General features: G+C 57.0%; 27 protein-coding genes and 3 tRNA genes. 17 read left to right on the top strand and 13 right to left on the bottom strand.

Translation table 11 applies throughout. The annotated features are described in order from the left end of the window. Nucleotides 1-17: 17 nt before the first annotated feature. From rutF to rutA, 5 genes are read right to left on the bottom strand one after another with little or no spacing between them, the layout of a single operon-like run. Entirely contained in the window at nucleotides 18-530 is a 513-nt protein-coding gene (gene rutF / locus HFD92_RS04775) for an NADH-dependent FMN reductase RutF (RefSeq protein WP_033736345.1), read from the bottom strand. Nucleotides 531-548: 18 nt separating this feature from the next. Further along, nucleotides 549-1,355 carry a pyrimidine utilization protein D gene (gene rutD, locus HFD92_RS04770; protein WP_167428412.1) on the bottom strand — a complete coding sequence of 269 codons (807 nt, stop codon included), beginning with the start codon at nucleotides 1,353-1,355 and terminating at the stop codon, nucleotides 549-551. Beyond that, nucleotides 1,355-1,750: a pyrimidine utilization protein C gene (gene rutC / locus HFD92_RS04765; protein ID WP_009090999.1), complete on the bottom strand. Its 396-nt coding sequence runs from the start codon at nucleotides 1,748-1,750 to the stop codon at nucleotides 1,355-1,357. Before rutC ends, rutD begins: the two co-directional genes overlap by 1 nt. Before the next feature lie 17 nt (nucleotides 1,751-1,767). After that, nucleotides 1,768-2,481 (bottom strand): pyrimidine utilization protein B, encoded by a 714-nt coding sequence (gene rutB, locus HFD92_RS04760; protein ID WP_167428504.1) that lies wholly within the window; start codon nucleotides 2,479-2,481, stop codon nucleotides 1,768-1,770. Beyond that, complete coding sequence (rutA, locus tag HFD92_RS04755) at nucleotides 2,481-3,572, bottom strand: pyrimidine utilization protein A (protein WP_154927879.1); 1,092 nt, start codon at nucleotides 3,570-3,572, stop codon at nucleotides 2,481-2,483. The genes rutB and rutA overlap by 1 nt, the downstream gene beginning before the upstream one ends. A 306-nt stretch (nucleotides 3,573-3,878) precedes the next feature. Here rutA and rutR point away from each other — a divergent pair, with 306 nt between their 5' ends. Further along, nucleotides 3,879-4,514 (top strand): HTH-type transcriptional regulator RutR, encoded by a 636-nt coding sequence (gene rutR / locus HFD92_RS04750; protein ID WP_009090993.1) that lies wholly within the window; start codon nucleotides 3,879-3,881, stop codon nucleotides 4,512-4,514. 38 nt (nucleotides 4,515-4,552) lie between these two features. Further along, complete coding sequence (locus HFD92_RS04745) at nucleotides 4,553-5,527, top strand: metal-dependent hydrolase (protein ID WP_167428411.1); 975 nt, start codon at nucleotides 4,553-4,555, stop codon at nucleotides 5,525-5,527. Between the two features lie 44 nt (nucleotides 5,528-5,571). On the opposite strand, the gene cycA is transcribed toward HFD92_RS04745, so the two are convergent. Continuing rightward, complete coding sequence (gene cycA, locus HFD92_RS04740) at nucleotides 5,572-6,972, bottom strand: D-serine/D-alanine/glycine transporter (protein ID WP_046101562.1); 1,401 nt, start codon at nucleotides 6,970-6,972, stop codon at nucleotides 5,572-5,574. A 287-nt stretch (nucleotides 6,973-7,259) separates the two neighbouring features. On the opposite strand from cycA, the gene HFD92_RS04735 reads away from it, so the two are divergent. The 3 genes from HFD92_RS04735 (at nucleotide 7,260) to HFD92_RS04725 (ending at nucleotide 10,573) form a co-directional block, all read left to right on the top strand. Then, complete coding sequence (locus HFD92_RS04735) at nucleotides 7,260-7,955, top strand: extensin family protein (RefSeq protein WP_154927877.1); 696 nt, start codon at nucleotides 7,260-7,262, stop codon at nucleotides 7,953-7,955. A 1,164-nt stretch (nucleotides 7,956-9,119) separates the two neighbouring features. Continuing rightward, on the top strand, nucleotides 9,120-9,842 hold the full coding sequence (gene sdiA / locus HFD92_RS04730) for a transcriptional regulator SdiA (RefSeq protein WP_111208066.1): 723 nt from the start codon (nucleotides 9,120-9,122) through the stop codon (nucleotides 9,840-9,842). Nucleotides 9,843-9,961: 119 nt separating this feature from the next. Then, nucleotides 9,962-10,573, top strand: coding sequence for an acyl-homoserine-lactone synthase (locus HFD92_RS04725; protein WP_167428503.1), 612 nt, complete (start codon nucleotides 9,962-9,964; stop codon nucleotides 10,571-10,573). Between the two features lie 37 nt (nucleotides 10,574-10,610). On the opposite strand, the gene HFD92_RS04720 is transcribed toward HFD92_RS04725, so the two are convergent. Continuing rightward, nucleotides 10,611-10,835 (bottom strand): DUF2594 family protein, encoded by a 225-nt coding sequence (locus tag HFD92_RS04720; RefSeq protein WP_003849983.1) that lies wholly within the window; start codon nucleotides 10,833-10,835, stop codon nucleotides 10,611-10,613. 430 nt (nucleotides 10,836-11,265) lie between these two features. On the opposite strand from HFD92_RS04720, the gene uvrY reads away from it, so the two are divergent. From uvrY to HFD92_RS04690, 6 genes are all read left to right on the top strand, one after another. Continuing rightward, nucleotides 11,266-11,925 carry a UvrY/SirA/GacA family response regulator transcription factor gene (uvrY, locus tag HFD92_RS04715; RefSeq protein WP_009090981.1) on the top strand — a complete coding sequence of 220 codons (660 nt, stop codon included), beginning with the start codon at nucleotides 11,266-11,268 and terminating at the stop codon, nucleotides 11,923-11,925. Further along, nucleotides 11,918-13,750, top strand: coding sequence for an excinuclease ABC subunit UvrC (gene uvrC / locus HFD92_RS04710; RefSeq protein WP_111208065.1), 1,833 nt, complete (start codon nucleotides 11,918-11,920; stop codon nucleotides 13,748-13,750). Before uvrY ends, uvrC begins: the two co-directional genes overlap by 8 nt. A 69-nt stretch (nucleotides 13,751-13,819) precedes the next feature. Then, entirely contained in the window at nucleotides 13,820-14,368 is a 549-nt protein-coding gene (pgsA, locus tag HFD92_RS04705; RefSeq protein ID WP_140924373.1) for a CDP-diacylglycerol--glycerol-3-phosphate 3-phosphatidyltransferase, read from the top strand. A gap of 152 nt (nucleotides 14,369-14,520) precedes the next feature. Then, nucleotides 14,521-14,596: transfer RNA gene (locus HFD92_RS04700), tRNA-Gly, on the top strand. A gap of 40 nt (nucleotides 14,597-14,636) precedes the next feature. Next, nucleotides 14,637-14,710: transfer RNA gene (locus tag HFD92_RS04695), tRNA-Cys, on the top strand. A 10-nt stretch (nucleotides 14,711-14,720) separates the two neighbouring features. Beyond that, nucleotides 14,721-14,807: transfer RNA gene (locus tag HFD92_RS04690), tRNA-Leu, on the top strand. 111 nt (nucleotides 14,808-14,918) lie between these two features. Here HFD92_RS04690 and HFD92_RS04685 read toward each other — a convergent pair. Together HFD92_RS04685 and HFD92_RS04680 are read right to left on the bottom strand one after the other, a co-directional pair. Further along, nucleotides 14,919-15,155 carry a hypothetical protein gene (locus tag HFD92_RS04685; RefSeq protein ID WP_255461695.1) on the bottom strand — a complete coding sequence of 79 codons (237 nt, stop codon included), beginning with the start codon at nucleotides 15,153-15,155 and terminating at the stop codon, nucleotides 14,919-14,921. Between the two features lie 307 nt (nucleotides 15,156-15,462). After that, nucleotides 15,463-15,657, bottom strand: a complete 195-nt coding sequence (locus HFD92_RS04680) for a hypothetical protein (protein WP_167428409.1) — start codon at nucleotides 15,655-15,657, stop codon at nucleotides 15,463-15,465. Between the two features lie 181 nt (nucleotides 15,658-15,838). On the opposite strand from HFD92_RS04680, the gene HFD92_RS04675 reads away from it, so the two are divergent. Beyond that, entirely contained in the window at nucleotides 15,839-16,036 is a 198-nt protein-coding gene (locus tag HFD92_RS04675) for a DUF6404 family protein (RefSeq protein WP_009090969.1), read from the top strand. A gap of 38 nt (nucleotides 16,037-16,074) precedes the next feature. On the opposite strand, the gene HFD92_RS04670 is transcribed toward HFD92_RS04675, so the two are convergent. The 4 genes from HFD92_RS04670 to HFD92_RS04655 all read right to left on the bottom strand — a co-directional run bounded on the left by HFD92_RS04670 (nucleotide 16,075) and on the right by HFD92_RS04655 (nucleotide 19,657). Next, nucleotides 16,075-17,580, bottom strand: coding sequence for a SulP family inorganic anion transporter (locus tag HFD92_RS04670; protein ID WP_167428408.1), 1,506 nt, complete (start codon nucleotides 17,578-17,580; stop codon nucleotides 16,075-16,077). 145 nt (nucleotides 17,581-17,725) lie between these two features. Continuing rightward, entirely contained in the window at nucleotides 17,726-17,980 is a 255-nt protein-coding gene (locus HFD92_RS04665; protein ID WP_033736573.1) for a biofilm/acid-resistance regulator YmgB/AriR, read from the bottom strand. 379 nt (nucleotides 17,981-18,359) lie between these two features. After that, nucleotides 18,360-18,767 carry a DUF2000 domain-containing protein gene (locus tag HFD92_RS04660; RefSeq protein WP_111208061.1) on the bottom strand — a complete coding sequence of 136 codons (408 nt, stop codon included), beginning with the start codon at nucleotides 18,765-18,767 and terminating at the stop codon, nucleotides 18,360-18,362. A 41-nt stretch (nucleotides 18,768-18,808) separates the two neighbouring features. Then, nucleotides 18,809-19,657, bottom strand: coding sequence for an AraC family transcriptional regulator (locus HFD92_RS04655; RefSeq protein ID WP_111208060.1), 849 nt, complete (start codon nucleotides 19,655-19,657; stop codon nucleotides 18,809-18,811). A gap of 145 nt (nucleotides 19,658-19,802) precedes the next feature. Between HFD92_RS04655 and HFD92_RS04650 the strand changes: the two genes are divergently transcribed. From HFD92_RS04650 to HFD92_RS04630, 5 genes are all read left to right on the top strand, one after another. After that, on the top strand, nucleotides 19,803-20,234 hold the full coding sequence (locus HFD92_RS04650) for a MarR family winged helix-turn-helix transcriptional regulator (protein ID WP_009090959.1): 432 nt from the start codon (nucleotides 19,803-19,805) through the stop codon (nucleotides 20,232-20,234). A 2-nt stretch (nucleotides 20,235-20,236) separates the two neighbouring features. Next, nucleotides 20,237-21,919, top strand: a complete 1,683-nt coding sequence (locus HFD92_RS04645; protein ID WP_167428407.1) for an MFS transporter — start codon at nucleotides 20,237-20,239, stop codon at nucleotides 21,917-21,919. Beyond that, nucleotides 21,919-23,013, top strand: coding sequence for an HlyD family secretion protein (locus tag HFD92_RS04640; protein WP_154927874.1), 1,095 nt, complete (start codon nucleotides 21,919-21,921; stop codon nucleotides 23,011-23,013). The genes HFD92_RS04645 and HFD92_RS04640 overlap by 1 nt, the downstream gene beginning before the upstream one ends. Further along, a complete protein-coding gene (locus HFD92_RS04635; protein ID WP_167428406.1) occupies nucleotides 23,010-24,392 on the top strand; it encodes an efflux transporter outer membrane subunit in 1,383 nt (460 codons plus the stop codon). Before HFD92_RS04640 ends, HFD92_RS04635 begins: the two co-directional genes overlap by 4 nt. 266 nt (nucleotides 24,393-24,658) lie before the next feature. Beyond that, nucleotides 24,659-25,045, top strand: a complete 387-nt coding sequence (locus tag HFD92_RS04630; protein ID WP_009090952.1) for a hypothetical protein — start codon at nucleotides 24,659-24,661, stop codon at nucleotides 25,043-25,045. The last annotated feature ends 55 nt before the right edge of the window (nucleotides 25,046-25,100 follow it).

Raw genomic sequence — 25,100 nt, 5'->3', positions numbered from 1 at the left:
GTTTCAGGGAAGGGTTATCAGGCTTCCTGCCGCATCAGGGGATGGTATCCCCGGTCAAACCAGGCCAGGCCGTGAGAATCGTCGTTGCGCACCACGGCCAGGACTTCACAGAACAGGGTGTCATGGGTGCCGACGCTGACAATCTGAGTGATCCGGCAGTCAAAGGAGGCGACCGCGCCGCTCAGCACCGGCGAGCCGGTAACGGCCGTCGACCACTCTGCAGCCACAAACCGCTCAGCCATCGGGGTTTTACCACCAAACAGCGTGGAGAGCGCTTCATGGCCCGCCGCCAGGGTGTTGACGCAGAGCTGCATGTTTTCGCGGAACACCGGATAGACCGAGGCCGAACGGTTCAGGCAGACCAGCAGTGTAGGGGGCGCATCCGTGACACTGCACACCGCAGAGGCGGTGAAGCCTGCGCGTCCGGCAGGACCTTCCGTGGTAATGATGTTGACCGCCGCGCCCAGGCGCGACATCGCATGACGAAAGGCCGTTTTGTCAACGGCAGGGGTAAGGGTATCCAGGCTCATAATCTTCTCCGCAAAAGCTTAGACGACGCGCTGCAGGGGCTGCACGTTATCGGTCTGATCCAGCCACTGCAGCAGCCGGGCATTAAAGGTTTCGGCGTCGGTGACGCTCATGGCATGTCCGCCCCAGGCCATTCTCTGCTCCGTGGCGTTGGGCAGCGCGGCAGCCAGCGCAGGTGAGCAGCTCCACGGCACCAGCAGGTCATCTTCACTGGCGATCACCAGCACCGGTTGCGGGATTGCCGCCGCCCGGGCGCTGAAATCCGCGCTCATCAGGGCGTGCAGCCGGCGCATCAGGTTTTCCATTCCCTGAAAATGGGCGACATGATGACTGTCCTCCTGCTCAAGCCGCGTCTGATGCTGCGCCATCCACTCTGCCGGATAGAGAAACAGCGGCTGAGCACGGACAAAGGCCTCCACGCCGACGTTCAGCAGCAGATCCTGGCGCACCTGAAAGCAGCGGCGGGTATGGGGATGCAGCGACAGCCAGCCGTTGATCACCACGATCCGCTCGATCCGCTCCGGGTAGTCCAGCGCCAGCTGCATCCCCAGCAGGCCACCCAGCGCATGACCAATCAGGCTGAAGCGCAGGATGCCGTGCTGCGCCAGCGCATCGGCCAGCTCCGCCGCCATCATCGCCATACTGTAGCCCTCCGGCAGCGTGTCAGCGCTGCGTCCGGTGCCGCGCTGGTCATAACAGACCACCCGATAGCGTGTCGTCAGCGCCGCCAGCTGTGGCTGCCAGAAACCGGCTACGCCGCCCAGCCCGGAGGAGAGCACCAGCGTCGGTGCATCGGGATTTTGCAGGCCCAGAATATCCAGCTGCATCAGACCTCCGGCTTGCCAATGTGGGCCACGCTGGCGATCTCAATCAGCGCATCCGGTTTGACCAGCCCGCACTGAATACAGAATCGGGCGGGTTTATCGCCGGGAAAGTAGTCGGCGTAGACCTGGTTCACCGCACCATAGTTTGCCCAGTCGGTGATAAAAATAGAGTTGAAGGTGACATCCGCCATCGTGCCACCCGCGGTTTCAATCACCTTTTTAATGGTTTCCAGCACGTGGCGGGTCTGCGCGGCGGCATCCCCGACGTGCACCACGTTGTTGTCAGCATCAAACGGCAGCGTGCCCGAAACATAGACCACCCCATCGGCCAGCGTGCCAGGGACAAACGGGGCGATGGGCGTCGTGGTGCCCGGTGGAACAATGATACTTTTTGGCATAGCGTCATCCTCGGTGATCAGGGGGCTTTCAGGCTTTCGCAGAAGGTATCGACATCCGATACCCAGCCAAAAAAGGTTTCGATATTGAACAGTGCCGCTTGCTGGGCAAATGGCGGGCCAGCCTGGTAGGTTGCGTCTTCCAGCACCACGCCGAAGTACTCCAGAAAGAAGCCGTCGCGCAGCGTCGATTCCACACAAACGTTGGTGGCAATGCCGGTAAAGATCAGATGACGAATGCCGCGACTGCGCAGCATGCTGTCGAGCGGCGTGTTATAGAAGCCGCTGTAGCGCGATTTAGGCAGCACAATGTCCCCGGGCTGCGGCACCAGTTCATCCACCAGTGCGTAATCCCAGCCGCCTTTGGAGAGCAGCGTGCCCTGCAGTTCAGGTCGTTTGCGCATGGTTTTCAGCGCATTTGATTTGTGAAAGTTGGGCGAACCGACATCACCGGCTTCAACATAGTCACTGTCCCAGCCGTTCTGGAACCAGATAATCTGCACGCCTGCGGCACGCGCCGCCGTCACCGCCTGATGAATCTTCGCTATCACCGGTTGCGTGGCGGAAACATCAAAGCCCGCCAGGTCAAGATAACCCCCTTCAGTGGCGTAGGCGTTCTGCATATCGACCACGATCAGCGCACTCTGAGCGGGGGGAAAAGCAATCGGCTCCGGCCGGGCTGGCAGTTCGACCTGAGTCACGTCAGGCGTGTGAGCGCAGTAAACGGTATTCATCATGCCACCTCCTTCCGGGCATCCAGCAGGGCGCTGCGACAGCGCATCAGCGGCTGGATGTGCTGTCCGAAGTTCTCGATCCCTTCCAGGAAATCATCAAAGGTCAGCAGCACGCCGTGGGTGCCTTCAACCTGAGCCACTTCATCCAGCATCCGCGCCACGCTGGCCCAGGACCCGACCAGGGTACCCATGTTGATGTTGACGGCAGAGGTGGGGTCGGCCATCTGGCGCACGTTAGTGTCGCTGCCCGATTTGGTATCCTGCTGACTCTGGGTGGTCAGCCAGGAGAGCGCCTCTTCATCGGCACCGGCTTTATAGTGTTCCCACTTCGCCCGCGCTTCCTCATCGGTTTCCGCGGCAATGATCATGAACAGGACGTAGGAGCCGACGTCGCGACCGGCTTTCGCCGCCGCCTGTTTCATGCGAATCGAGGTTGAGCTGAACGCGGCAGGGGTGTTTACCCCTTTGCCAAAGCAGAAGTTGTAATCGGCATACTGTGCGGAGAAGGCCATACCGGCGTCGCTCTGACCGGCGCAGATGACCTTCATCGGGCGCTGCGGCTGCGGACTGACGCGGCAGTCGTTCATGGTGAAGAATTCACCTTTAAAGTCCGATTTTCCGGTGCCCCACAGATCGCGCAGCACGGTAACGTATTCGGTCAGATAGGCGTAGCGGCTGCTGAAGTACTCATCGCCAGGCCACATGCCCATCTGTTCATATTCCGGTTTCTGCCAGCCGGTGACCAGGTTGACGCCGAAACGGCCGCCAGAGATGGAGTCAATTGTGGACGCCATGCGCGCCACAATGGCCGGTGGCAGCGTCAGGGTGGCGGCAGTGGCATAAATTTCAATACGTGAGGTGACAGCCGCCAGACCAGCCATCAGGGTGAATGACTCCAGGTTATGATCCCAGAATTCTGTTTTTCCGCCGAAGCCGCGCAGTTTGATCATCGAAAGCGCAAAGTCGAAATGGTAATGCTCTGCTTTCAGTACGATTGCCTTATTGAGTTCAAAGGTTGGCATGTACTGCGGTGCATTGGAGGAGATCAGCCAGCCATTGTTACCAATCGGAATAAAGACGCCTATCTTCATGTGAAACCTCGTTGCGATGGGGGAAAGGTGTTTCACGCGCGGCACTGCATCCTGCCTCATCCCTGTGGGCTGCGCTCAGTCACAATTTTGCAAACCCTGTGCCACAATTTTTAATTGTTTATATAACAATGGGTTAAAATGAAGAGGTAAAAATAAAGTGGAGTGACTGGTCCATTTCAGACCGTTTGGTCAAAATTCGCTGCACGTTTTCCATGCAGGCTGAGCAAAAAAGGTGCAGCACGCTGGTTAGGCAGCCAGAGATCCCTTTGCTATGATGCGATGACACCTGACGGATGAGGTAAGGCAGTGAAAACCGATGAAAAAAAGCCAACGCGTCGTTCACGCGCGGTGGCGGCAAAGCGAGCGGCGATACTGGATGCGGCGCTGACCCTGTTCTCGCAGTTTGGTATTCATGGCACCAGCCTCGATAAGGTGGCCGAGCTGGCAGACGTTTCCAAAACCAATCTGCTCTACTATTTCCCCTCGAAAGAGGCGCTCTATGTGGCGGTGCTGAAACAGATTCTGGATGTCTGGCTGGCGCCGCTGCGCGCGCTGGCACACGATCAGGATCCGCTGATGGCCATCCGGCGCTATATCCGGCTGAAGCTGGAGGTGTCGCGCGATCATCCTCAGGCCTCCCGGCTGTTCTGCCTGGAGATGCTGCAGGGCGCACCGCTGCTGAAAGGGGAGCTGGCGGGCGACCTCAAGCAACTGGTGGATGATAAGGCGGCGATAATTGAGCGCTGGATTGATGAAGGGCGTCTGGCTGGCGTCCAGCCGCAGCATCTGATCTTTATGCTCTGGGCCACAACGCAGCACTATGCCGATTTCGCCACGCAGGTGGAGGCGGTGACCGGACAGACCCTCAGCGACGCCGCGTTCTTTGAGCAGACTGTCGAGAACGTTCAGCGCATGATCATTGAAGGCATTCGCGTACGCTGATTCCGCCCAGGTTCACGGTTCGGTAACGGAGTTAATCTATGGATTCTGTTTCGCAGTGGGTACTGGGCGCCTCCGTCAGCGTCGCGGTGATGGGGCGTCGGGTTCCGATCTGGCAGGCGGCACTGGTTGGGGGTGTCTGCGGCACCCTGCCCGATCTGGATGTCTTTATCGATCATGGCGATGCAATACGCAACATGACGCTGCATCGCACCGAAAGTCATGCGCTGCTCTGGCTCACGCTGATCTCCCCGCTGGTTGCCTGGCTGGTGGCGGGGCTGTGTCGTCAACGGGTGGCATGGCGGGCGTGGTGGCCTGCCATCTGGCTGGCACTGATCACGCACCCGCTGCTCGATCTGATGACGGTGTATGGCACCCAGCTTGGCCTGCCGCTCACCGACTTTCCCTATGCGATTGGCAGCATCTACATTATCGATCCCCTCTATACGCTGCCGCTGCTGGTGGGGCTGGCTGTGGCGCTCTGGCGTGGCGGTGAACGGGGGCTGCGCGGCAACCGGCTGGGATTAACGCTGAGTTCGCTTTATCTGGTCTGGAGCGTGGTGATTCAGGGCGTGGCAGGCTGGCAGATCCGGCAGTCGCTGACCGGGCAGGGGATTCCGACCGATAAGGTACTGGTGACGCCAACGGCGTTCAATACGCTGGTCTGGCGCAGCGTGATCCTGACCGGCGACCGTTATGGCGAAGCTTACTGGTCGTTACTGTCGCCTTCGCGTCCGCTACAGGTGACGTGGTATCCGCGTCATCCCGAACTTTACAAAGGGTTTCGTGGCAGCTGGTATGCAGAGCGCGTCGCCTGGTTCAGCCACGGTTTTTATGCCCTGCGTGAGCAGGATGGGCAGACGACGATAGCTGACCTGCGTATGGGCGAAGGGGAAAAGTATACCTTTACCTTTGGTCTTGGCACGCCTCAGCAGCCCGATCCCCGACCGCAGCGCTTGCCTTCTGAACGGCCTTCGTTGTCCGCCAGCTTTTCTGCGCTGGGTGAACGCCTGTAAAAAAGCCCGGTCATCTGACCGGGCTTCCTCTCTGACAGGCTGAACTAGCGACTGCGTGAGCCGCGATGACGCAGCCACCAGCCTACACCCAGCAGGGCGAACCAGAGTGGCGTCACCATCAGCGCCTGACGCGTATCATCCTGCAGGGTCAGCAGCACCAGCACAAAGGCAAAGAAGGCCATGCAGACCCAGCACATCAGCTTGCCCAGCGGCATCTTAAAGCCGGATTCCGCATGACGCTGCGGATGCTTTTTGCGATAGGCCAGATAGCTGCACAGGATAATAGTCCAGACAAACATAAACAGAATTGCCGAGACGGTGGTTACCAGGGTGAAGACCGTCATCACATCCGGGATCAGGTAGATTAACGCCACGCCCGCCAGCAGGCAGAAGCAGGAGAAAAACAGACCGGTGGTCGGGACGGCGCGGGCTGAGAGCCGGCCAAAGGCGCGGCTGGCAACCCCCTGCTGTGACAGACCATAGAGCATCCGGCTGGTGGAGAAGATGCCACTGTTCGCGGAGGAGGCTGCTGAGGTCAGCACCACAAAATTGACGATACTCGCGGCAGCGGGCAGGCCAATCAGGACAAACATCTCAACAAACGGGCTGCGATCGGCCATCACCTGGGTCCATGGCGTCACCGCCATAATGACCATCAGCGCCAGCACATAAAACATAATGACCCGCAGCGGGATGGCATTAATCGCGCGTGGCAGGACTTTATGCGGATCGTGAGTCTCTGCCGCCGCCGTGCCAACCAGTTCAATCCCGACAAAGGCGAACACCGCAATCTGGAATCCGGCAAAGAAGCCGCTGAGCCCTTTCGGGAACAGTCCGCCATGATCCCAGATGTTGCTCAGTGCCGCCGTACCGCCGCCCGGAGAGGGGTAGTGGATGGAGACCAGCACAATGCCGGTCACGATCAGCGCGACAATGGCGACGATTTTAATAATCGCAAACCAGAACTCCATCTCGCCGAACAGCTTGACGGTCGCAATGTTAAGCGCCAGAAAGACCACCACGCAGAGCAGGGCGCTCATCCAGATCGAGAAGCCCGGAAACCAGAGCTGAAAATAGGCGCTGATGGCCACCACGTCAGCGATGCCGGTGACCACCCAACAGAACCAGTAGGTCCAGCCGGTAAAGTAGCCTGCCCAGGGGCCGAGCAGATCCGCGGCAAAGTCGCTGAACGATTTATACTCCAGGTTGGAGAGCAGCAGTTCTCCCATCGCGCGCATGACAAAGAACAGCATAAAGCCGATGATCATATAGACGAAAATGATCGAGGGGCCGGCCAGGCTGATGGTTTTACCTGAACCCATAAACAGGCCGGTTCCGATCGCGCCGCCGATGGCGATCAGCTGAATGTGTCGGTTGTGCAGGTTGCGCCGTAGCTTGTCGGGGCCTTCCTGCGTCAAGGGGGCATCTTTAGATTGATCGACCATAGAATACTCTTTCCTGTCTTGATGTTGTGTCAGCTCTGCTGGCTGATAATGAATAGCCTTACCCGAAGGGCTGGTCGGCATAAGATAGAGGAAGTCACCCCAAAGCCGGTAACAGTTTTTTACCTGATGTGACACCGGCCATGGTCAGCCAGAGCAATCGTTGCGCATTCTGGTTAATCGTGCGTCAGCCAGGGTAAGGATTCATCACGTTATGTCAGTTGCACAGCGCAGCGTGAATCTGGCTTCTACACTTTTTGTTTGCTAATCATCATGCTGCGAGAGGGGTTATGCGCACGCTTATCCTGTTTTTGCTGTTAATCGCGCTGGGCTGGATGAGTCTGCCATGGCTGAAGCAGCATCTGCCACCGCAGTTCAATCCCTTTACCCCGCTCGCCGTTACCGATCCTCCGGGCTGGATGACGCAGCTTAAGATGAAACGGCTGGCCAGCGATCCTGACGCCTGCCTCGCCGTGATGCGCCGCGCTCAGCAGGCCGGTTGGGTGACGTTCAGCGAACGACCGGCAGTGACGGGCAACTGTCCCCTCAGCGACCCGCTGCGCATTCAGCGATTTGGTCCGGTGAGCCTCAGCAGCAGCTTTCTGGCGAGCTGTCCGATGGCGGTTGCCAGTACGATGTATGCCCTGCGCAGTCGTCAACAGACCGCCAGGGATATGCAGAGTCCGCTGGTACGGATTACGCATGTCGGCAGCTACGCCTGCCGTAACATTTATCATCGCGCGCAGGGGCGATTGAGTGAACATGCCACCGCCGATGCCTGGGATGTGACCGGCTTCCAGCTGGCGGATGGTCAGCGGCTTGAGGTCAGTCGTCACTGGCAGCAGCCCGGGCAAAAAGCGGCCATGCTGCATACCTTGTGGCGGGGGGGGTGTGAGGTGTTTGGCAATGCGCTGGGCCCGGATTACAACACGGCACACGCTTCACATTTTCATCTGGGGATGCGGGGCGCGGGCTATTGCCGGTAAATCATCAGTCAGGACTAATACCATCTTTGATTAATAATTGATCGGCTATCTGTAAAAATTCAGTCCAGTTATCTGCTGGAATCTGGCACCGGCCGGAAATCATTCATTCGCTGACAGAACAACATTAAGGCATTTGATTTTAGTGCCATCTATTTAAAGAGTAAAACTGTCCGCCGAATAAATGCGCTATTCCCTTTTTCTCCTCTCTCATCAAATACTCGTTACTGAGCGACAGAATGAAAATATTTCACCATGCAGACAGCCGAATTAAGTTAAATGAGAAGGGAAAATTAACAAATGCGCTGGGGCGTTATCTCTGTTTTTTTACAGGCAGGATTATTTTTCAGATAGTTTAACCCGGTGACTACCTTTAATGTCATTCTGCTGACTAAACTACGATAAAGGGTGAGCCTGCTAACGAAACAGCCGCTTCGCTTTTAACGGGATCGAAATCAGGCTGAAGAGATAAGTAAGGCTTATCAGGAAGCGGTTTTTGCCTGACCTTTTCTTTTGCAGGCTGTCAGGATGATAAACAGCAAAAAGCCGCCAGATGGCAGAAGAAAATAGAGGGTGGTCAGGAGCCGCGGGTTAACTTAAGCAACAGAACTGGCGCAGGTCTGCAGAAAAACGCAGCACAACATTTGTGGTCCTGAGCCCGCAGCGGCAGGCCAGCGAGCCTCTCCGTCTGCCTCGCCGCGTTTCCCGGCGGCTGGATGTTCCGGCCGCCAGCTGCATGCCGGAGAGATTTAAAAACGCCGATCTTATTTCCTGATGAGAAATATGTTAGCGGTTCCCAGGGAGGCAGCGTTAATCGAATTGAATTAACGTCTTGTTTACTCATTATTTACTCAATAAGCAGTAGCGCTATTTATTATTTCCGCCCCATTTGCAAATTTGCGGTAAAGTGTCACCAGGTGACAGGCATTGAAATCCCATAAGAAAAATCTTATTCTTAGGGTGTGATTGAAAATCGTGTGACCAACCTCACATTGCCCGGACAGGGACACGTTTTCACTCCGCCATGACGATGAAAGGTAAAAGGCGCTTCATCAGGCAACGGATTCATCTCTGACGATATATTCATTTTTTCTGAAAAATTTAAACTCTCTGATGAGTCTGATTGAATAGCATCGGAAGGGCGGGTGAAAATAATGCTGAGGCAATATGAGTAGTGAAAATTATTTCGCCTGGCGAAGCAGTGTGAAAGAACAATTTCAGGCATTAACGACCTCATCTGAATTGAAGGCGTTATTGCAACATTTTACGGAATCATTAGGCTTCGATTATTTTGCTTTTTTGATTCAGCACCCGGTGCCATTTACCCGACCGCGCATTCATTTATACAGCACCTATCCCACATTATGGGTTAAGCGCTATGAGAAGCAGAATTATTACGCGGTGGACCCGGTGCTCAGCTTGTGTCAGCGACCCGGGAGGGGGATGGCATGGACGGAGGCGCAGTTTGCTGACGCAGGCAACCTGTGGCGGGAGTCGCGGGAATATGGGCTTCAGAGCGGTTTTTCTTGCTCTGCAATGGCACCAAATCGCGTCATTGGTATATTATCTATCTCGTCCCAACAGCCCATTTCTGTCCAGCTCCGCCATGCTGAGCTGGAGGTGAAACTCCACCTTTTAGCGGAACTAAGCCTGGATACGCTGGAACGCTTTAGCGATGATGCGATGATGGTACTGAAAAATGCGTTAAGTCAGCGCGAGCTGGAAATTCTGAAATGGACAGCCGAAGGAAAAACGGCGGTCGAGATTTCACTTATTTTATCCATCTCTGAACATACCGTTAACTTTCATCAAAAAAATATGCAAAAGCGTTTCAATGTTTCCAATAAAACGCAGATTGCCTGTTATGCAGCCGCAATCGGACTGATTTGAACATCAACAACTGCCACCTTTGGCAGTTTCTTTGTACGGGTCAGTTGTCTACCCTGCGCCGGAACTTTGCCAGGCTGGCGCAAAAAATCATAGCAACATGGGGATGTCAGAGGCGCATGATGAAAATAGTGCAAACGCAGTTAAAGGATATGCCATCCTCTTTGCTCGCCGAACTGGGCAGCTACCGTTACAGCGTCTTTGCGCGCGGCGAAGGGTGGTCTATTCCGCCGCGCCTGAGCACGCCAGGACAGGAGTATGATCGCTACGATCGTTCAGATGTGACCTGGCTGATCGCATGGAATGCCCGTGCAGGGATCTGCGGCTGTGCCCGCCTGATGCCCTGGTTTGAGCCTGAGCAGAGTGAAGGCATCGTGCTGCCTTTCAGCCATGAGAAAGTCTGGGAAATGTCGCGCTTCTCTGCACGCCTGGACGTGGATGCCGAACTGCCGCTGAACATACTCTGGCACGCGGTACAGCTGGCGGAACTGCACGGCATGGAGTACATCATCAGTTCGGCAACGCCAATGCTGGAGAAGATGTTTGAGCAGCATCAGGTGGTCTATGAGCCACTCACACCCGGCCTGATTCTGTCAGAAGATAATCTGTTTGCGATCCGTATTCCGGTGACTCAGCCTGCGCTGGCAGAGAAGTATCGGGGCACCCGACGCTTCACCCCGGAAGAGGTGCTGCCGACGCTGGGTGTGTCGGTCAACTGGCAGTCGCATAATTAGGTCAATTGCCCCCGCGGCTGGGGGCAACACAACACGCTTACTGACGGTAGGCGGTTTTAATCTGCTTGATGGTATTGCTGAACACTTCCGCCTGCGGTTTGTCGCCCAGCGTCTGTACATAGCGTTCCATGTTAATAATCACTTTTCCCGCATCAGCCTGACCCATCCCTTTCAGAATCAGGGTGATCATCATCTTCAGCCCCGCGATTTCATCCGCTAATTTCCGGGCTTCCTGGGAAGTTGCAAAATCTTCATCGCTCATGAGTTTCTCCTTGGTGAATGACAATGTGTCGGCAATCTGTCCGCACAGCAGTGCGTGAGTATACCACAGGGGAGGTAAGTTGCTGATGGTGCCGGTCCGCTTTGCCGTTAAAGGCCGTTTCGTCCAGCACAACTAATCAATCGCTGAAAGTAATCACACGATTGACTGGCCCGGAGCGGACAGCAATGCGTTGTAGACAGGATTACCGAACGCGGTTGTTAATCTTCTGAAATACAGAGCATTTAATCAATATGCAACGATGCTGATGATGAGCAGAAAAGTCTGATGCGACGCGCCACGCCCGGCTGAGGGTAATGATGCAATGCGTCCACTGTTTTGCTTTGTTGATGTGCTTTTGGGGCAAAAGCGGGTATGATTACCGCTCACATTACCTGATTGCTTCCTCTTTTTAGCCTCTGGAGTTTCCCCGTTGATCAGTGTGCTTCTTGTTGATGACCATGAACTTGTCCGTGCCGGGATCCGTCGTATCCTGGAGGATGTTAAAGGGCTGGCCGTGGTCGGAGAGGTTAACTGCGGCGAGGATGCGGCCAAATGGTGCCGGTCCAATCAGGTGGATGTCATTCTGATGGACATGAATATGCCGGGTATTGGCGGGCTGGAAGCGACGCGAAAAATCGTGCGCTACAACCCCGATATCAAAATTATCATGCTGACTATCCATACCGAAAATCCGCTGCCTGCCAAAGTCATGCAGGCGGGGGCTGCGGGTTACCTCAGTAAAGGGGCCGCGCCGCAGGAAGTTATCAACGCGATTCGTTCGGTCAATGCCGGCCAGCGCTACATCGCGTCAGACATCGCCCAGCAGATGGCTCTGAGCCAGATTGAACCACAAAAAGCGGAATCTCCCTTCAGCTGTTTGTCGGAAAGGGAATTGCAGATTATGCTGATGATCACCCGAGGACAAAAGGTGACGGAAATTTCCGAGCAGTTAAATCTCAGTCCTAAAACCGTTAACAGTTACCGCTATCGGATGTTCAGCAAACTGAATATCAGTGGCGACGTCGAGTTAACGCATCTGGCCATTCGACATGGCCTCTACAATGCGGAGCCGTTAATCAGTAGTGAATGACGTTTTTGATTCCAGAGCCTTTCTGAGTACGGTAACCAGCAAGCCCGGTGTTTACCGCATGTATGACGCCTCAGGCACCGTCATCTATGTGGGCAAAGCCAAAGACCTGAAGAAGCGTTTGACCAGCTACTTCCGCACGCAGGTCGGCAGCCGCAAAACCGAAGCGCTGGTCAGCAATATCCAGCACATCGATGTCACCGTAACCCATACCGAAACCGAAGCGCTGCTGCTTGAGCATAACTACATCAAGCTCTATCAGCCGCGCTATAACGTACTGCTGCGCGATGATAAATCGTATCCCTACATATTCCTCAGCAGCGATACTCATCCACGTCTGGCGATGCACCGTGGCGCAAAACATGCCAAAGGCGAATATTTCGGTCCGTTTCCGAATGGCTACGCGGTGCGTGAAACCCTGGGCCTGCTGCAAAAAGTGTTCCCTATCCGCCAGTGCGAAAACAGCGTCTACCGCAATCGCTCCCGGCCCTGTCTGCAATATCAGATAGGCCGCTGCCTGGGTCCCTGTGTGGCCGGGCTGGTCAGTGAAGAGGAGTATGCGCAGCAGACCGACTATGTGCGCCTGTTCCTGGCCGGTAAAGATGATCAGGTGCTTAATCAGCTGGTCAGACGCATGGAAGAGGCGAGTACCGGACTGCGTTTTGAAGAGGCGGCACGACTGCGCGACCAGATTCAGGCCGTGCGGCGGATTACTGAAAAGCAGTTTGTCTCAAATCAGGGTGATGACCTCGATGTCATGGGCGTAGCGTACGACGCCGGTATGGCCTGTCTTCACGTGCTCTTTATTCGTCAGGGTAAAGTATTGGGTAGCCGCAGCTACTTCCCGAAAGTCCCGGTGGATACCGATCTGGCCGAGGTGGTGCAGACCTTTGTCGGGCAGTTCTATCTGCAGGGCAGTGAGGCTCGCACCCTGCCAGGTGACATCCTGCTGGACTTTACCCTGCCAGAGCGCGAGCTGCTGGCTGAGTCTCTGAGTGAACTGGCGGGACGCCGGGTTAACATTCAGAGCAAGCCGCGCGGCGATCGCGCCCGTTACCTGAAGCTGGCGCGCACCAATGCCGCGACCGCGTTAACCACGCGTCTCTCTCAGCATTCCACCATTCATCAACGCCTGATGGCGCTGGCGGAGTTCCTTGAGCTTGACCGGATCACGCGCATGGAGTGTTTCGATATCAGTCACACCATGGGTGAGCAGACCATCGCCTCCTGCGTGGTCTTTGACCAGAACGGTCCGCTTCGGGCCGATTATCGCCGCTACAACATCAGTGGCATTACGCCGGGCGATGACTACGCCGCCATGAACCAGGTGCTGCGTCGCCGCTATGGCAAAGCCATTGAGGAAGAGAAGATCCCGGATGTCATTCTGATTGATGGCGGCAAGGGGCAGCTGGCGCAGGCGATACAGGTCTTTGCGGAACTGGACGTGCCCTGGGATAAGACGCGGCCGATTCTGCTCGGCGTGGCTAAAGGCAGCGATCGCAAAGCCGGACTGGAGACGCTCTTCTTTGAAGCCGAAGGTGAGGGCGTTTCGCTGCCGCCTGATTCGCCCGCGCTGCATGTGATCCAGCACATTCGTGACGACGCTCACAATCATGCGATTTCGGGCCACCGTAAAAAACGGGCGAAAGTAAAGAACACCAGTGCACTTGAGAGCATCGAAGGGGTGGGGCCAAAACGACGTCAGCAACTGCTCAAGTACATGGGGGGCCTGCAACCGCTGATGAATGCGTCGGTGGAGGAGATCGCCAATGTGCCGGGTATCTCTCATGCGCTGGCAGAAAAAATATACTACTCACTGAAACACTAGCATTGAAACGGGGGGGGCAATGTAGGAACATAGGCTAAATTCTACCTATATCCAGACAGTTACCGGCATATGCAATTAAACATTCCGACGTGTCTCACCCTGTTTCGAGTCGTGCTCATCCCGTTCTTTGTGCTGGCTTTCTATCTGCCGTTCACCTGGGCACCGCTTGCTACCGCATTGATTTTTGTCTTTGCAGCCATCACCGACTGGTTTGATGGCTTCCTGGCGCGCCGCTGGAAGCAGACGACGCGTTTCGGGGCTTTTCTCGATCCGGTGGCGGACAAAGTCATGGTCGCGATTGCGCTGGTGCTGGTCGCAGAATATTTCCACGCCTGGTGGATTACTCTTCCTGCCGCAACCATGATTGCGCGCGAGATCATTATCTCTGCGCTGCGTGAGTGGATGGCGGAGATTGGCAAACGCAGCAGCGTATCGGTGTCCTGGATTGGTAAAGTCAAAACCACGGCTCAGATGTTCTCACTGTTTGCCTTGCTGTGGCGTCCGGATTCCACCATTGTGGCGGTGGGCGTCGTCGCGTTGTATGTGGCTGCGGTGCTGACTTTCTGGTCAATGTTCCAGTATTTAAGCGCGGCGCGCGGCGATCTGCTCGAACCGTGATCGATACGATTTAAAAAGCAGCAAACGGACAGGCGGTGAGGATAATTTTATTGACTCATCGCGTCAGGTCAGTAGAATGCAACGCATCGAAAGGCAGCGTGTCTGTCAGAAGATAAGTAAAATCAGCAGGTTCGACGAAATTGCTGAAAATTGCGGGAATAGCTCAGTTGGTAGAGCACGACCTTGCCAAGGTCGGGGTCGCGAGTTCGAGTCTCGTTTCCCGCTCCAGATTCGCAGGTCAGGTTAACCTGGCGGCACATCAGTTTAAGGCGCGTTGGCAGAGTGGCTATGCAGCGGATTGCAAATCCGTGTACCTCGGTTCGACTCCGGGACGCGCCTCCAGTTACACCCTGCCCGGGTGGTGAAATCGGTAGACACAAGGGATTTAAAATCCCTCGATCGTAAGGTCGTGCGGGTTCAAGTCCCGCCCCGGGCACCATATCGATTTACCAATAAAATCAATGATAAGCAGTGTCGTATGACCGCCTCATAAGGGCGGTTTTTTTGTGCCTGTTATACCGCACAGATTCTGTTTTCTGCCTGCATCCCCTCAGCCACGCGAGCTGAACACCAGTTCATCCGGCGTGTCACTGATCAGCACCATCCGCTGTGCCTCACCACTGGATGACACAAACGTCACTTCATGTCCGATGCTGAAAGCCGCAAAGGCGTCGGTGGGCTGAACTGACTTCTGGATCTCCAGCACCAGCCGCGAGGGAAAGGGTTTATCATTGACCGTATCAAGATGATAATTCGCCGTAAAACTCAGCTCGGGTTGATCAATCACGTAGAATTGTCCTGAAGGCATAGTGTTGACCTCTGCATAATCTGACCATTACGTGCCGCCGGAACAGGCTGCCTGAAACTTAAGGGTAGCTGAATAACTCTGTCCCGAAAGTCGGGCTTGCCGGTTTTTGCTCTCTGCGACCCTGGCGGACAGCAGGTAACGCTTTCGCTGCCGGGTCAGCCGCCGGGTAATGAGAAGGGACAGGAGCAGAATGGGGGAATAGCGTCGCTGCCTGCCGGCAGAATGGGTAACGTCCCATGCGGGGGGCGGCATCAGCCAGCCTGCAGGGCAGGCTGACTGATTAATATCAGGCCTGAGGCTGGCCTGCCGGACCGACGCCACCGGGTGCGCCCACCGGTGCCTGTCCACCCGGCGGCGGCGGTGGGGCATCTTTGCCTGGTGGCGGCGGCGGCGGGGCATGTCGGGGCGGTGGGGTCGGTGCGCAGGCGGTCAGCGTAGCAAGGATGGTCAGCGTCGATAACAGATAAGCAGTACGTTTCATCGTAATTCCCTGATCGGTTAAGCGGAGCGTTAAGTATAGATAAGCGCCGTCAAAACGCCTGACGTGAAGCAGACGGCAATGTTATTGTCGATTATTTGAGATGCTTCGCAACTTGTGCACGGTAACCATGCGTTTCAGATCAGAGATCGCTAAGGTAGCGCATCAATTAAGAGGAGTGGTTATGAATGGCATAATGAAGTTCGTCCGCGGCTGGCTGGTCTTTTCTCTCTTGTGGGGCGTGTTCATGTGGTTTATGTCATGGCAGGAGCAGGGCAAAGCGCCGGGTCTGGCAATTCTGATGAGTCTCTATGCGGGATTAATCTATCAGGCTCTGATGACGATGGTTGGCCGCTACCGGACGCGGCGTCAGCAGGCATAACAGGTTCTGCTGCCGCAGAGGCAGCAGAACCGCGCACGTTAACCGAAGTTACCGGTCAGACGTTGATGGAAATCGGTACTGCGTGAATCCAGCCCCTCAATCGTCACTTCGACACCATATCTTTGATAGCGATACTCAATGCCATCCAGCGCCGCGACGCTGGACGCATCCCAGATCTGCGCGTGGGTTAAATCGATCGTGACCTTTTTGGGATCGTGAGCGTAATCGAAATGCTCAAACAGGTCGTTGCTGCTGGCGAAGAAGAGCGGGCCGCGCACGACATAGCGCACCGACTGACCATCATCGCTCAGCTGACGCTCTGCATGGATAACATGCGCAATGCGGCGGGCAAAGAGCAGCATGGCAAGGATCACCCCCGCAAGCACACCCAGCGCCAGATTGCCCGTCCAGACCGTGACCGCCACCGTCAGCACCATAATCAGCGTTTCTGACCACGGCATACGCTTCAGGGTGGCGGGCTGCAGGCTATGCCAGTTAACGGTTTTCACCGCGACGACCATCATGATGCCCGCCAGAACCACCATCGGGATCTGCGCCATAATCTGGCTCAGTCCGGTCACCAGTAACAGCAGCACCAGGCCGGCCGCGACGGTAGAGACCCGGCTGCGTGCCCGACCCAGTTCCACGTTGACGATGGTCTGTCCGATCATCGCGCAGCCCGCAATACCGCCATAGAAGCCCGCCAGAATGTTCGCCACGCCCAGGCCCCAGGATTCACGGCGCTTACTGGAGGGGGTATCCGTCAGATCATCGACCAGTTTGGCGGTCAGCAGCGACTCCATCAGCCCGACAAACGCGATACTCAGTGCCGTGGGCCAGATAATCTGCAGCGTCTGCAGGTTCAGGGGCACCAGCAGCGTATTCAACCCGGGCAGGCCAGGGCTCATCGGCCCCTCGTCACCCACGTTCGGCATGCGATAGCCCATCAGCAGTGCCACCGCCGTCACCACCACAATGGCGACCAGCGGGGAGGGCACACTTTTTATCAGGCGCGGCAGCAGCAGCACAATGGCCAGGGTGACGGCAAAGAAGATCCACACCAGGGGTGACTGACCCCAGACGTGCGGCACCTGTGCAAAGAAAATCAGGACCCCAAGCGCATTCACGAACCCCAGCATTACCGAGCGGGGAATGTAACGCATCATGCGCGCCAGACCGGCCAGGCCAAACAGAATCTGGATGATGCCGCCCAGCACAACGGCGGGCAGAATATATTCCACGCCATGCAGATGCACCATCGGCCCGATGACCAGCGCCACGGAACCGGCGGCAGCTGTGACCATTGCCGGGCGACCGCCCAGAATCGACAGGGTCAGACAGAGTACCACCGAAGCGACCAGGCTGACTTTCGGGTCGACACCGGCTATCACGGAAAAGGAGATCACTTCGGGGATCAGGGCCAGCGCGGTAATCACACCGGCCAGGCATTCGCGGGTCAGCAGCGCAGGCGAACGCAGTACGCGCCCCGTGCTGATATCGCCCGCCACAACGTCAGTTGCGGTAACATCATTAGTCTGGGTCATAAAGGATTGCAGGCTCTTTAGTTATTTTGCTCCCGCGCGGAAGGCGGAAAGAATGGGATAAACAGTGAGAGGCAGATACTACCGGGGGATCGACGAAGATACCAGAAAAAGGCGGTGGATTCCCTCCCTGGAATCGCGACTACAGCTAAAAGTCATCCGGGGTTTTGTGGACCACCAGGTCAAGCAGCTGACGGTAGATATCCAGCGAATCCCTGTCGCTTTCCAGTTCCAGTCGGTGGATCAGCTTTGAAATAATGGCCTTATTACTGACAGGCATACCCGATTGCAGGATTTCTGCGATCAGGACACCCAGCATTTCCATCTCGCTGGCGGGTTTATTCGCTGCGGGATTGAAATAGTCGGCAATTTCCTGGTCAGTCCGGGGAAGTGTATTTTGCATGTGTAAGCCCTTCATAACAGCCCGATTCCGGTTCGGATGTCAGGACAAAATCGATCAAAAAAGCCATCGCATGGACAGATGCGATGGTGCCAGCGTTAACATAACGCAGATAAAAAATAACCTCTGAAGGTGGAAATCCACTGACACCTTCAGAGGCGACGCAAGTGCATCATTCGTTACAGAGTCGCATGACAACTCGTGGCAGTAAAGTTATACAATGAAAGCCAATCTGTACAATCGAATCCTTTTGCAAAATGTGCTATTTGCCGCTTTTCAGCAGCTTATAAGGATTATTCCGAGAAAAAATCTGTACAGAGAACCTATACAACCCGCAGATCCGACCGGACAGATAAAAACAGTCAGGCACCCCGCAGGGTGATCAGGCAAATAACGCCAGCTTTGCCGTCAGCTTACGCAGCGCTTTTTTATCACCCACGATCGCGAGACCCAGCAGCCGCCACTGCCGCCGCGATTGCTGGCGCAGGGCGATGCTGAGCGCCTGATAATCGGTGGTGGCCTGTCCCTCTTCGGGAAACAGCACCCGGTCGTACCCGGCCTCTTCAGCCTCCAGCAGCAGTGCCCGCAGCTGCTCATCGGTGGCCGCCAGCACGGGAATACCGGTGCTGATCAGACCGGGGGAGGGATGGCGCTCCGCATCTTCCAGTGCATCGCCAACCAGCTCCGGATGACGCTGCCCCAGCGTTAATGCCAGCACGGCAGCGGCGTTGGTGGCTTTACCGGCTGGCAGCGCGGCATTCAGTATCATCACACATCGTAAGTCCTGCATTGCGTTTCTCCTCACTCAAAAAACGCATTGTGGCAACGGTGTCAGTTCGGGTCTGGAAGATTTGTGCAGGCGTGCTGATAGCGTGACGGCGTGAGCTGGCAGGCGCGTTTAAACCAGCGCCCCAGATGGCTCTGGTCGGCAAAACCCAGCGCAGCGGCCACGTCGGCAACCGGCTGGCCCTGCGCCAGCTGCCGGCGCGCCTGGCTCAGCCGCCACTGCACCAGCCAGGCGTGAGGCGGCAGGCCCCAGTGCGCCTGAAACAGGCGTGATAACCGGAAGCGGTCCACCTGCAGCTGCTGTGCCATCTGCGCCAGGCCGGGATTTTCCGCATGATGGGCGATCAGCCAGTCACGCGCCTGTAATGCCAGCACCGTATCTTTGTCCGGCTGGCGATCGGGCAGGAAGATCTGCTGGTGCGGCGTGAGCTGAGAGAATAACCGATCCAGAACCGCCTCTTTGATCAGGGCGGGATGGTTGTGCCACAGCGCCTCGAAGGCATGCCAGACGGCATAGGCCAGCGACCGATCGTCGCGCAGCGTTGCAGCAAACTGTAATGCGGGGGAGGGCGGCGCGTCACGCCCGGCCGGGTTGAGGTGCTGTGCAATCTGCTGTGGAGAAAGGTAGAGCATACGGTAGGTGAAACCCTGTTCGTTAATGGCATCCCCATCATGCAGCTCTTCCGGTTCCAGCATAAACACCGTGCCGGGTCGGCTCCGGTGCTGTCTGCGCCGCGAGTGAAACTGCTGTACTCCCTGCTCAGTCACACCGATCAGATAGCTGTCATGCCAGTGCGGATCATAGGCGTGACCGGTAAAATGAGCGCGCAGCGCCTCAATACCGCTGATGGCGTCACGGCGGAGATCCACCCAGTTTGCTGCTGGCTGTTTCATATTATCGGGCTCCCGATAGCGGACTCTGGACATTCTGCCGTGATCCACTAGTTTTTAACAGAACGGGCGCTTTTCAATCCCGTTTTGCTTTGCGTATAATAACCTTTCTATTTAATCAGAATCCTAACCATTAGGCTGCTAACATTTGTCTCAGCATACCCGTACCTTCACCCATTTACTGCACCTGACCGCACATGCCTGGCGCCTGGCGGTAGATCGTCATCTCAGAGACAGCGGCTTAAGTATGAGCAGCTGGATGGCTATTGGCCTGATCGCCAGCGAACCGGAACGCATGACGCAAACCGAACTGGCGCAATTGCTGGGGCTGGAAGATGCCAGCATGGTTCCGCTGGTGGATCGGCTGGTCAAACAGTCGCTGCTGACGCGGGTGCAGCCGCCGGAAGATCGCCGCAAGCGCCACCTGGTGCTGACCGAAAAAGGCAACGAGGCGTTTGCCCGCGTGAAAACCGAGGCCGATGCGCTGCGTACGGAGATGCTGGCTGACATCGACCCGCAGGATCTGGCCGTCACCGAACGTGTGCTGCAACAACTGCTGAGTCGTATGGGAAGTATGTAGCAGTGGCAAAGCGAAATCCCTACGCTGCACGCGAGTGGTTACCGCACGAAAAACCCATGCTGCCGGGCTCGCCCTCGACCCCGCTGCACCCGATGCCCAAACGCCTGGCGTTTGGCCTGATCGGTCTGCTGATTTCCCTGACCGGTGCGCTGAGTAACGCGCTGGTCACAGCAAATCTGGTCAATCTGCAGGGCACCTTTGGTGCCTGGTCGAATGAAATTGCCTGGCTGCCTGCGGTCTATGTGATGGGCAATATCTCGATCAACCTGCTGCTGGTGAAGTTCCGCCAGCAGTTTGGACTGCGGGTCTTTACCGAGGCGTTCCTGGTGCTCTATGTGCTGGTGGCGTTCTTTCATCTGTTTGCCAACGACCTCAGTTCCGCAATTATTGTGCGCACCGCGCACGGCATGGTGGCGGCCGCACTCAGCTCACTCGGCATCTACTATCAGGTGCAGGCCTGGCCCGCAAAACATCGCCTGAAAGCGCTGGTTATCGGCCTGACGGTGTCGCAGCTCGCCATTCCGCTGGCCCGACTCTTCTCCTCTGAACTGCTGCAGCTCAACGAGTGGCGCGGTCTCTATCTGTTTGAACTCGGTCTGGCGATGATTGCGCTGGGCGGGGTGCTGATGGTGAAACTGCCGCCGGGTGACCGCATCAAAACTTTTGAGAAAATGGATTTCGTTACTTTCATTCTGCTGGCACCCGGCATGGCGCTGCTGTGCGGCGTGCTGTCGCTGGGGCGGATTGAGTGGTGGTTCACCACGCCCTGGCTCGGTATCTGTACCGCGATAGCGCTGACGCTGATTGTCGCGGCGATGGTGATCGAACATAACCGGCGCAATCCGCTGATCAATACCCGCTGGCTCAGCAGCGGAAACATGGTGCGGCTGGGCATCGTGATGATCATGATCCGTATCGTCCTGGCCGAACAGAACACCGGCGCGGTCGGCTTCTTACAGCAGCTCGGCCTGCAGAACGATCAGATGCGCGGTCTGGCGCTGGCTATTATCGCCGGGGTCATTGTCGGCATTGCTGCCAGCGCGCTGACCATTAAACCCAATCATCTGAACTGGCCGATTGTCGCCTCGCTGGTGGTGATGATTATCGCTTCACTGATGGATTCGCAATCCAGCCCGCTGACCCGGGGGCCCGAAATGTATTTCAGCCAGTTCCTGCTGGGTTTCAGCAGCGCTTTTTTTATGGCGCCCGCCATGCTGATGGGGATTGGCAGCGTCGTGACCCAGCCAAAGAATCTGGTCAGTTTTGTGGTGCTGTTTGGCATGAGCCAGAACCTTGGCGGTCTGATCGGTTCCGCCATTCTGGGCACCTTTCAGGTCTGGCGGGAAAAATATCACTCCAGCCTGCTGGGCGATCAGCTTTCCCTGCTCGATCCCAATGTTACCGAGCGGCTCAGCCAGTATAATGCGCTGTTTAACCCGCTGGTGGGTGACAGCGTGCTGCGCGGTGCGCAGAGCACCAGCCAGCTTCAGACGGTCGCCACACTGCAGGCGAACGTGCTCGCCTATAACGACACCTATCTGCTCACCGCCGCGCTGGCGCTGGCGACGCTGATGTGGGTAATCTGGCGTTTAACCCGTCGCCGTTATCTGGAGTGGCGTCAGGCGCGATTTAACCTGCGTGAGCAGCAACAGCTGGCCGCATTACAGGATTTAAGGGAGAAATAATGAGTCAGCAGGATGAGCTTCAGGCTGCAGAACGCGAACGTGTTAATCGCCGCCGTATTCTTTCTGTCGCCGTGGGTAGCGGCATTGTGGTGCTGGGCGTGCTGGTTATTCTCTACGCCTGGCAACTCTGGCCCTTTACCAGCGCGGTGCAGAGCACCGAAAATGCCTATGTGCGCGGTCAGGTGACCTTTATCAGCCCGCAGGTCAGTGGCTATCTCACCTCGGTGGAGGTGATTGATCTGCAGCCGGTGAAAAAAGGGCAGTTACTGATGACGATTGACGATCGGATCTATCGTCAGCGGGTGCATCAGGCGCAGGCGCAGCTGGCGATGAAGCAGGCGGCGCTGAACAATAACCTGCAGCAGCGTCGCAGCGCAGAAGCGACGATTCAGAGCAACAAAGCGGCACTGGAGAATGCCAAAGCCCAGGCGTTAAAAAGCGGCTTCGATCTGAAGCGGGTTGAGAACCTTGCGGCGGATGGATCGCTCTCGGTGCGTGAGCGTGATGCCGCCCGCGCCGCCAGCGCCCAGGCGCAGGCGCAGGTGCGTCAGGCGGCGGCGCAGATCGCCGTGGCACAGCAGAATCTGCAAACGGTCATTGTAAACCGTGATGCGCTGGAGGGGGATGTCGCCAGCGCGCGTGCCGCTCTGGAACTGGCGGAGATCGACCTGGCGAATACCCGGATTACCGCCCCGGATGACGGCCAGCTCGGTCAGCTGTCGGTCCGCACCGGCGCCTATGTCACTGCCGGAACCCGCCTGACGTCGGTGGTGCCCAATCACAAATGGATTATCGCCAATCTGAAAGAGACCCAGCTGGCCCATATTCGTCCCGGCCTGCCGGTGACGATTCGGGTCGATGCGCTGGATGGCAAGCGCTTTAACGGCGAGGTGGAGTTTATCTCCCCGGCTGCAGGCTCAGAGTTCAGTGCCATTTCACCCGACAACGCCACCGGCAACTTTGTCAAAATCGCACAGCGCATTCCGGTTCGCATCCGCCTGAAGGAGCAGGATATGGCACAGCTGCGTCCCGGCATGTCCGTGGAGGTCAGCATCGATACGGCCGCCCGGCCCGCCGGTGAGGCTGCGCCATGAGGGGCCGCGTAGCGATCGCTGCCCTGTCACTGCTGCTGTCAGGCTGCGCCACACAGGTTGAAAAGGCACCGGCCTCGCTGCCGATCCCGGCGGCCTGGCGGGAGAGTGTCGGCCCGGGCGCCGCGCCGGAGGCAGAGTGGTGGCGTGCCTTTCATGATGAGTATCTCAACCGGCTGGTCAGCCAGGCGCTGCGCAACAATCCCGATATTCTTACGGCGCGATCCCGGGTCGATCAGTATCGCGCCCAGCTGCGCGCCACGCAGGGTGATAACTTTCCCACCATCAGCGCCGGTGTGGCCGCGACCCGTGAACGCACGCTCTCGTCAGTGACGGGGCAGCCTTATGAGACCGATGTGTTTCAGGGACTGTTACAGGCCAGCTACGAGGTTGATCTGTGGGGCGCGCGCAGCAGCAGCATCACGGCGGCGCAGGCGACCTTAGCAGCGCAGCAGGCGGCGGCTTCCGCTGCTGAGCTGACCATCGCCAGCTCGGTCGCGTCGGGTTACCTCAACCTGTGTGCGCTGGATGAGCAGCTGCGGGTCACCGAGGCGACGCTCGCCACCCGAAATAATTCGCTGAAGCTGGCCCGGCGTCAGTTTGAAACCGGCTACACCTCCCGGCTGGAGTGGATGCAGGCGGCCTCAGAATATCAGTCGGCCAAAGCGCAGATACCGCAGCTGCAGCATCAGATCGCCCAGCAGGAGAATGCGCTGAGCATTCTGGTGGGAATGAACCCGCGTACCCTTGCCCGGCGTCAGCAGTTTGACCAGATTCTGCCGCAGCAGATGCCGTCGCTGCTGCCTTCTGCGCTACTCAACCGCCGTCCCGACATCGTGCAGGCGCAGCGTCAGCTGCTGGCGGCCGATGCCAGCCTGGCGTCGTCACAGGCGAAGCTGCTGCCGTCGCTTAACCTCACCGCCAGCGGCACCCTGCAGAGTTCGGTGCTGCATCAGTTAGCGGATAATCCGTTCCGGCTCTGGAGCGTGGGCGGCAGCATTCTGGCGCCCTTGCTGAACCGTGAAGCGCTGACGGCGCAGGTCGATGTATCAATGGCCACGCGGAACCAGGCGCTTTACAGCTATGAAAAAGTGGTGCGCAACGCCTTCTCGGAAGTCAACGATGCGGTTGACGCCATCAGGCAGCGAGAAGCCCAGCTTCAGGAGCTGCAAAAGCAGGAGGCCTACGTGACCGAGGCGCTGCGCATTGCCCGCAACCGCTATCAGAACGGTTATGCCTCTTATCTGGATGAGCTGGATGCGCAGCGCACCCTGTTTTCCACCCAGCTTAATCGGGTCACCGTCAAAAATAACCTCCTGCTGGCGCAGATCGATCTCTATCGTGCGCTGGGGGGAGGCTGGACGCCCGCCGCAACGCCATAATCTTCCAGGCCGATCCAGCCGTCGCCAGAGTTTTACGGCGCGGATCGGCCCCCTGACGACAGCAGGAGAGCCTGTTTCCTCCGCCGCAATCCCCCGAATATCCGCTATAAAGCGATGCATACTTCTGCTTACCTGTCTTTACATTCGATGGTATCATGCGCGGGTTTTACACCAGCCAGACGGAAAAGCGCACGAAAAGCGCAGGCTGCGCACGGCGAATTATCCGTTTATATTACTGATAAATATCATAAAAGAAGGGATTCCTGATGAATAAGAAGACGATTTTCACGCTGGCCGTGGTTGCTGCGTTATTGACCGGTTGTGCCCGCACCGCACCGATTCACAATGTGAATCAGAGCCTGACGCAGCGCTACAGCGATAACCAGATGAAAACGGCGATCATTGAAGCCGGCATTGGCCGTAAATGGGTGATGACCCCCGTATCGCCAGGCGTGATCACTGGCCGCCTGGCCCAGCGTGGTTTCGCGGCGACCATTCGCATCACCTACACCAGCCAGAACTACCGCATCGACTATGTCAGCAGTGAAAACCTGAAAGCAGGGCAGGGGCAGATCCACAGTAACTACAACCGCTGGATCGCCAATCTGGATCAGGACATTCAGTTGCGCCTGTCGGCGCTGGCGGCGCAATAAGGCGTCTCCCGTCGCAATAACGTCCCGTCAGAGGACCTGAGTATAAAGATTGGCT

The organism is Pantoea sp. EKM101V (assembly GCF_011800325.1).
Taxonomy (GTDB): domain Bacteria; phylum Pseudomonadota; class Gammaproteobacteria; order Enterobacterales; family Enterobacteriaceae; genus Pantoea; species Pantoea anthophila.
Note: the sequence above shows the minus strand (reverse complement) of the source record. Positions and strands in the feature narration are given on the sequence as shown.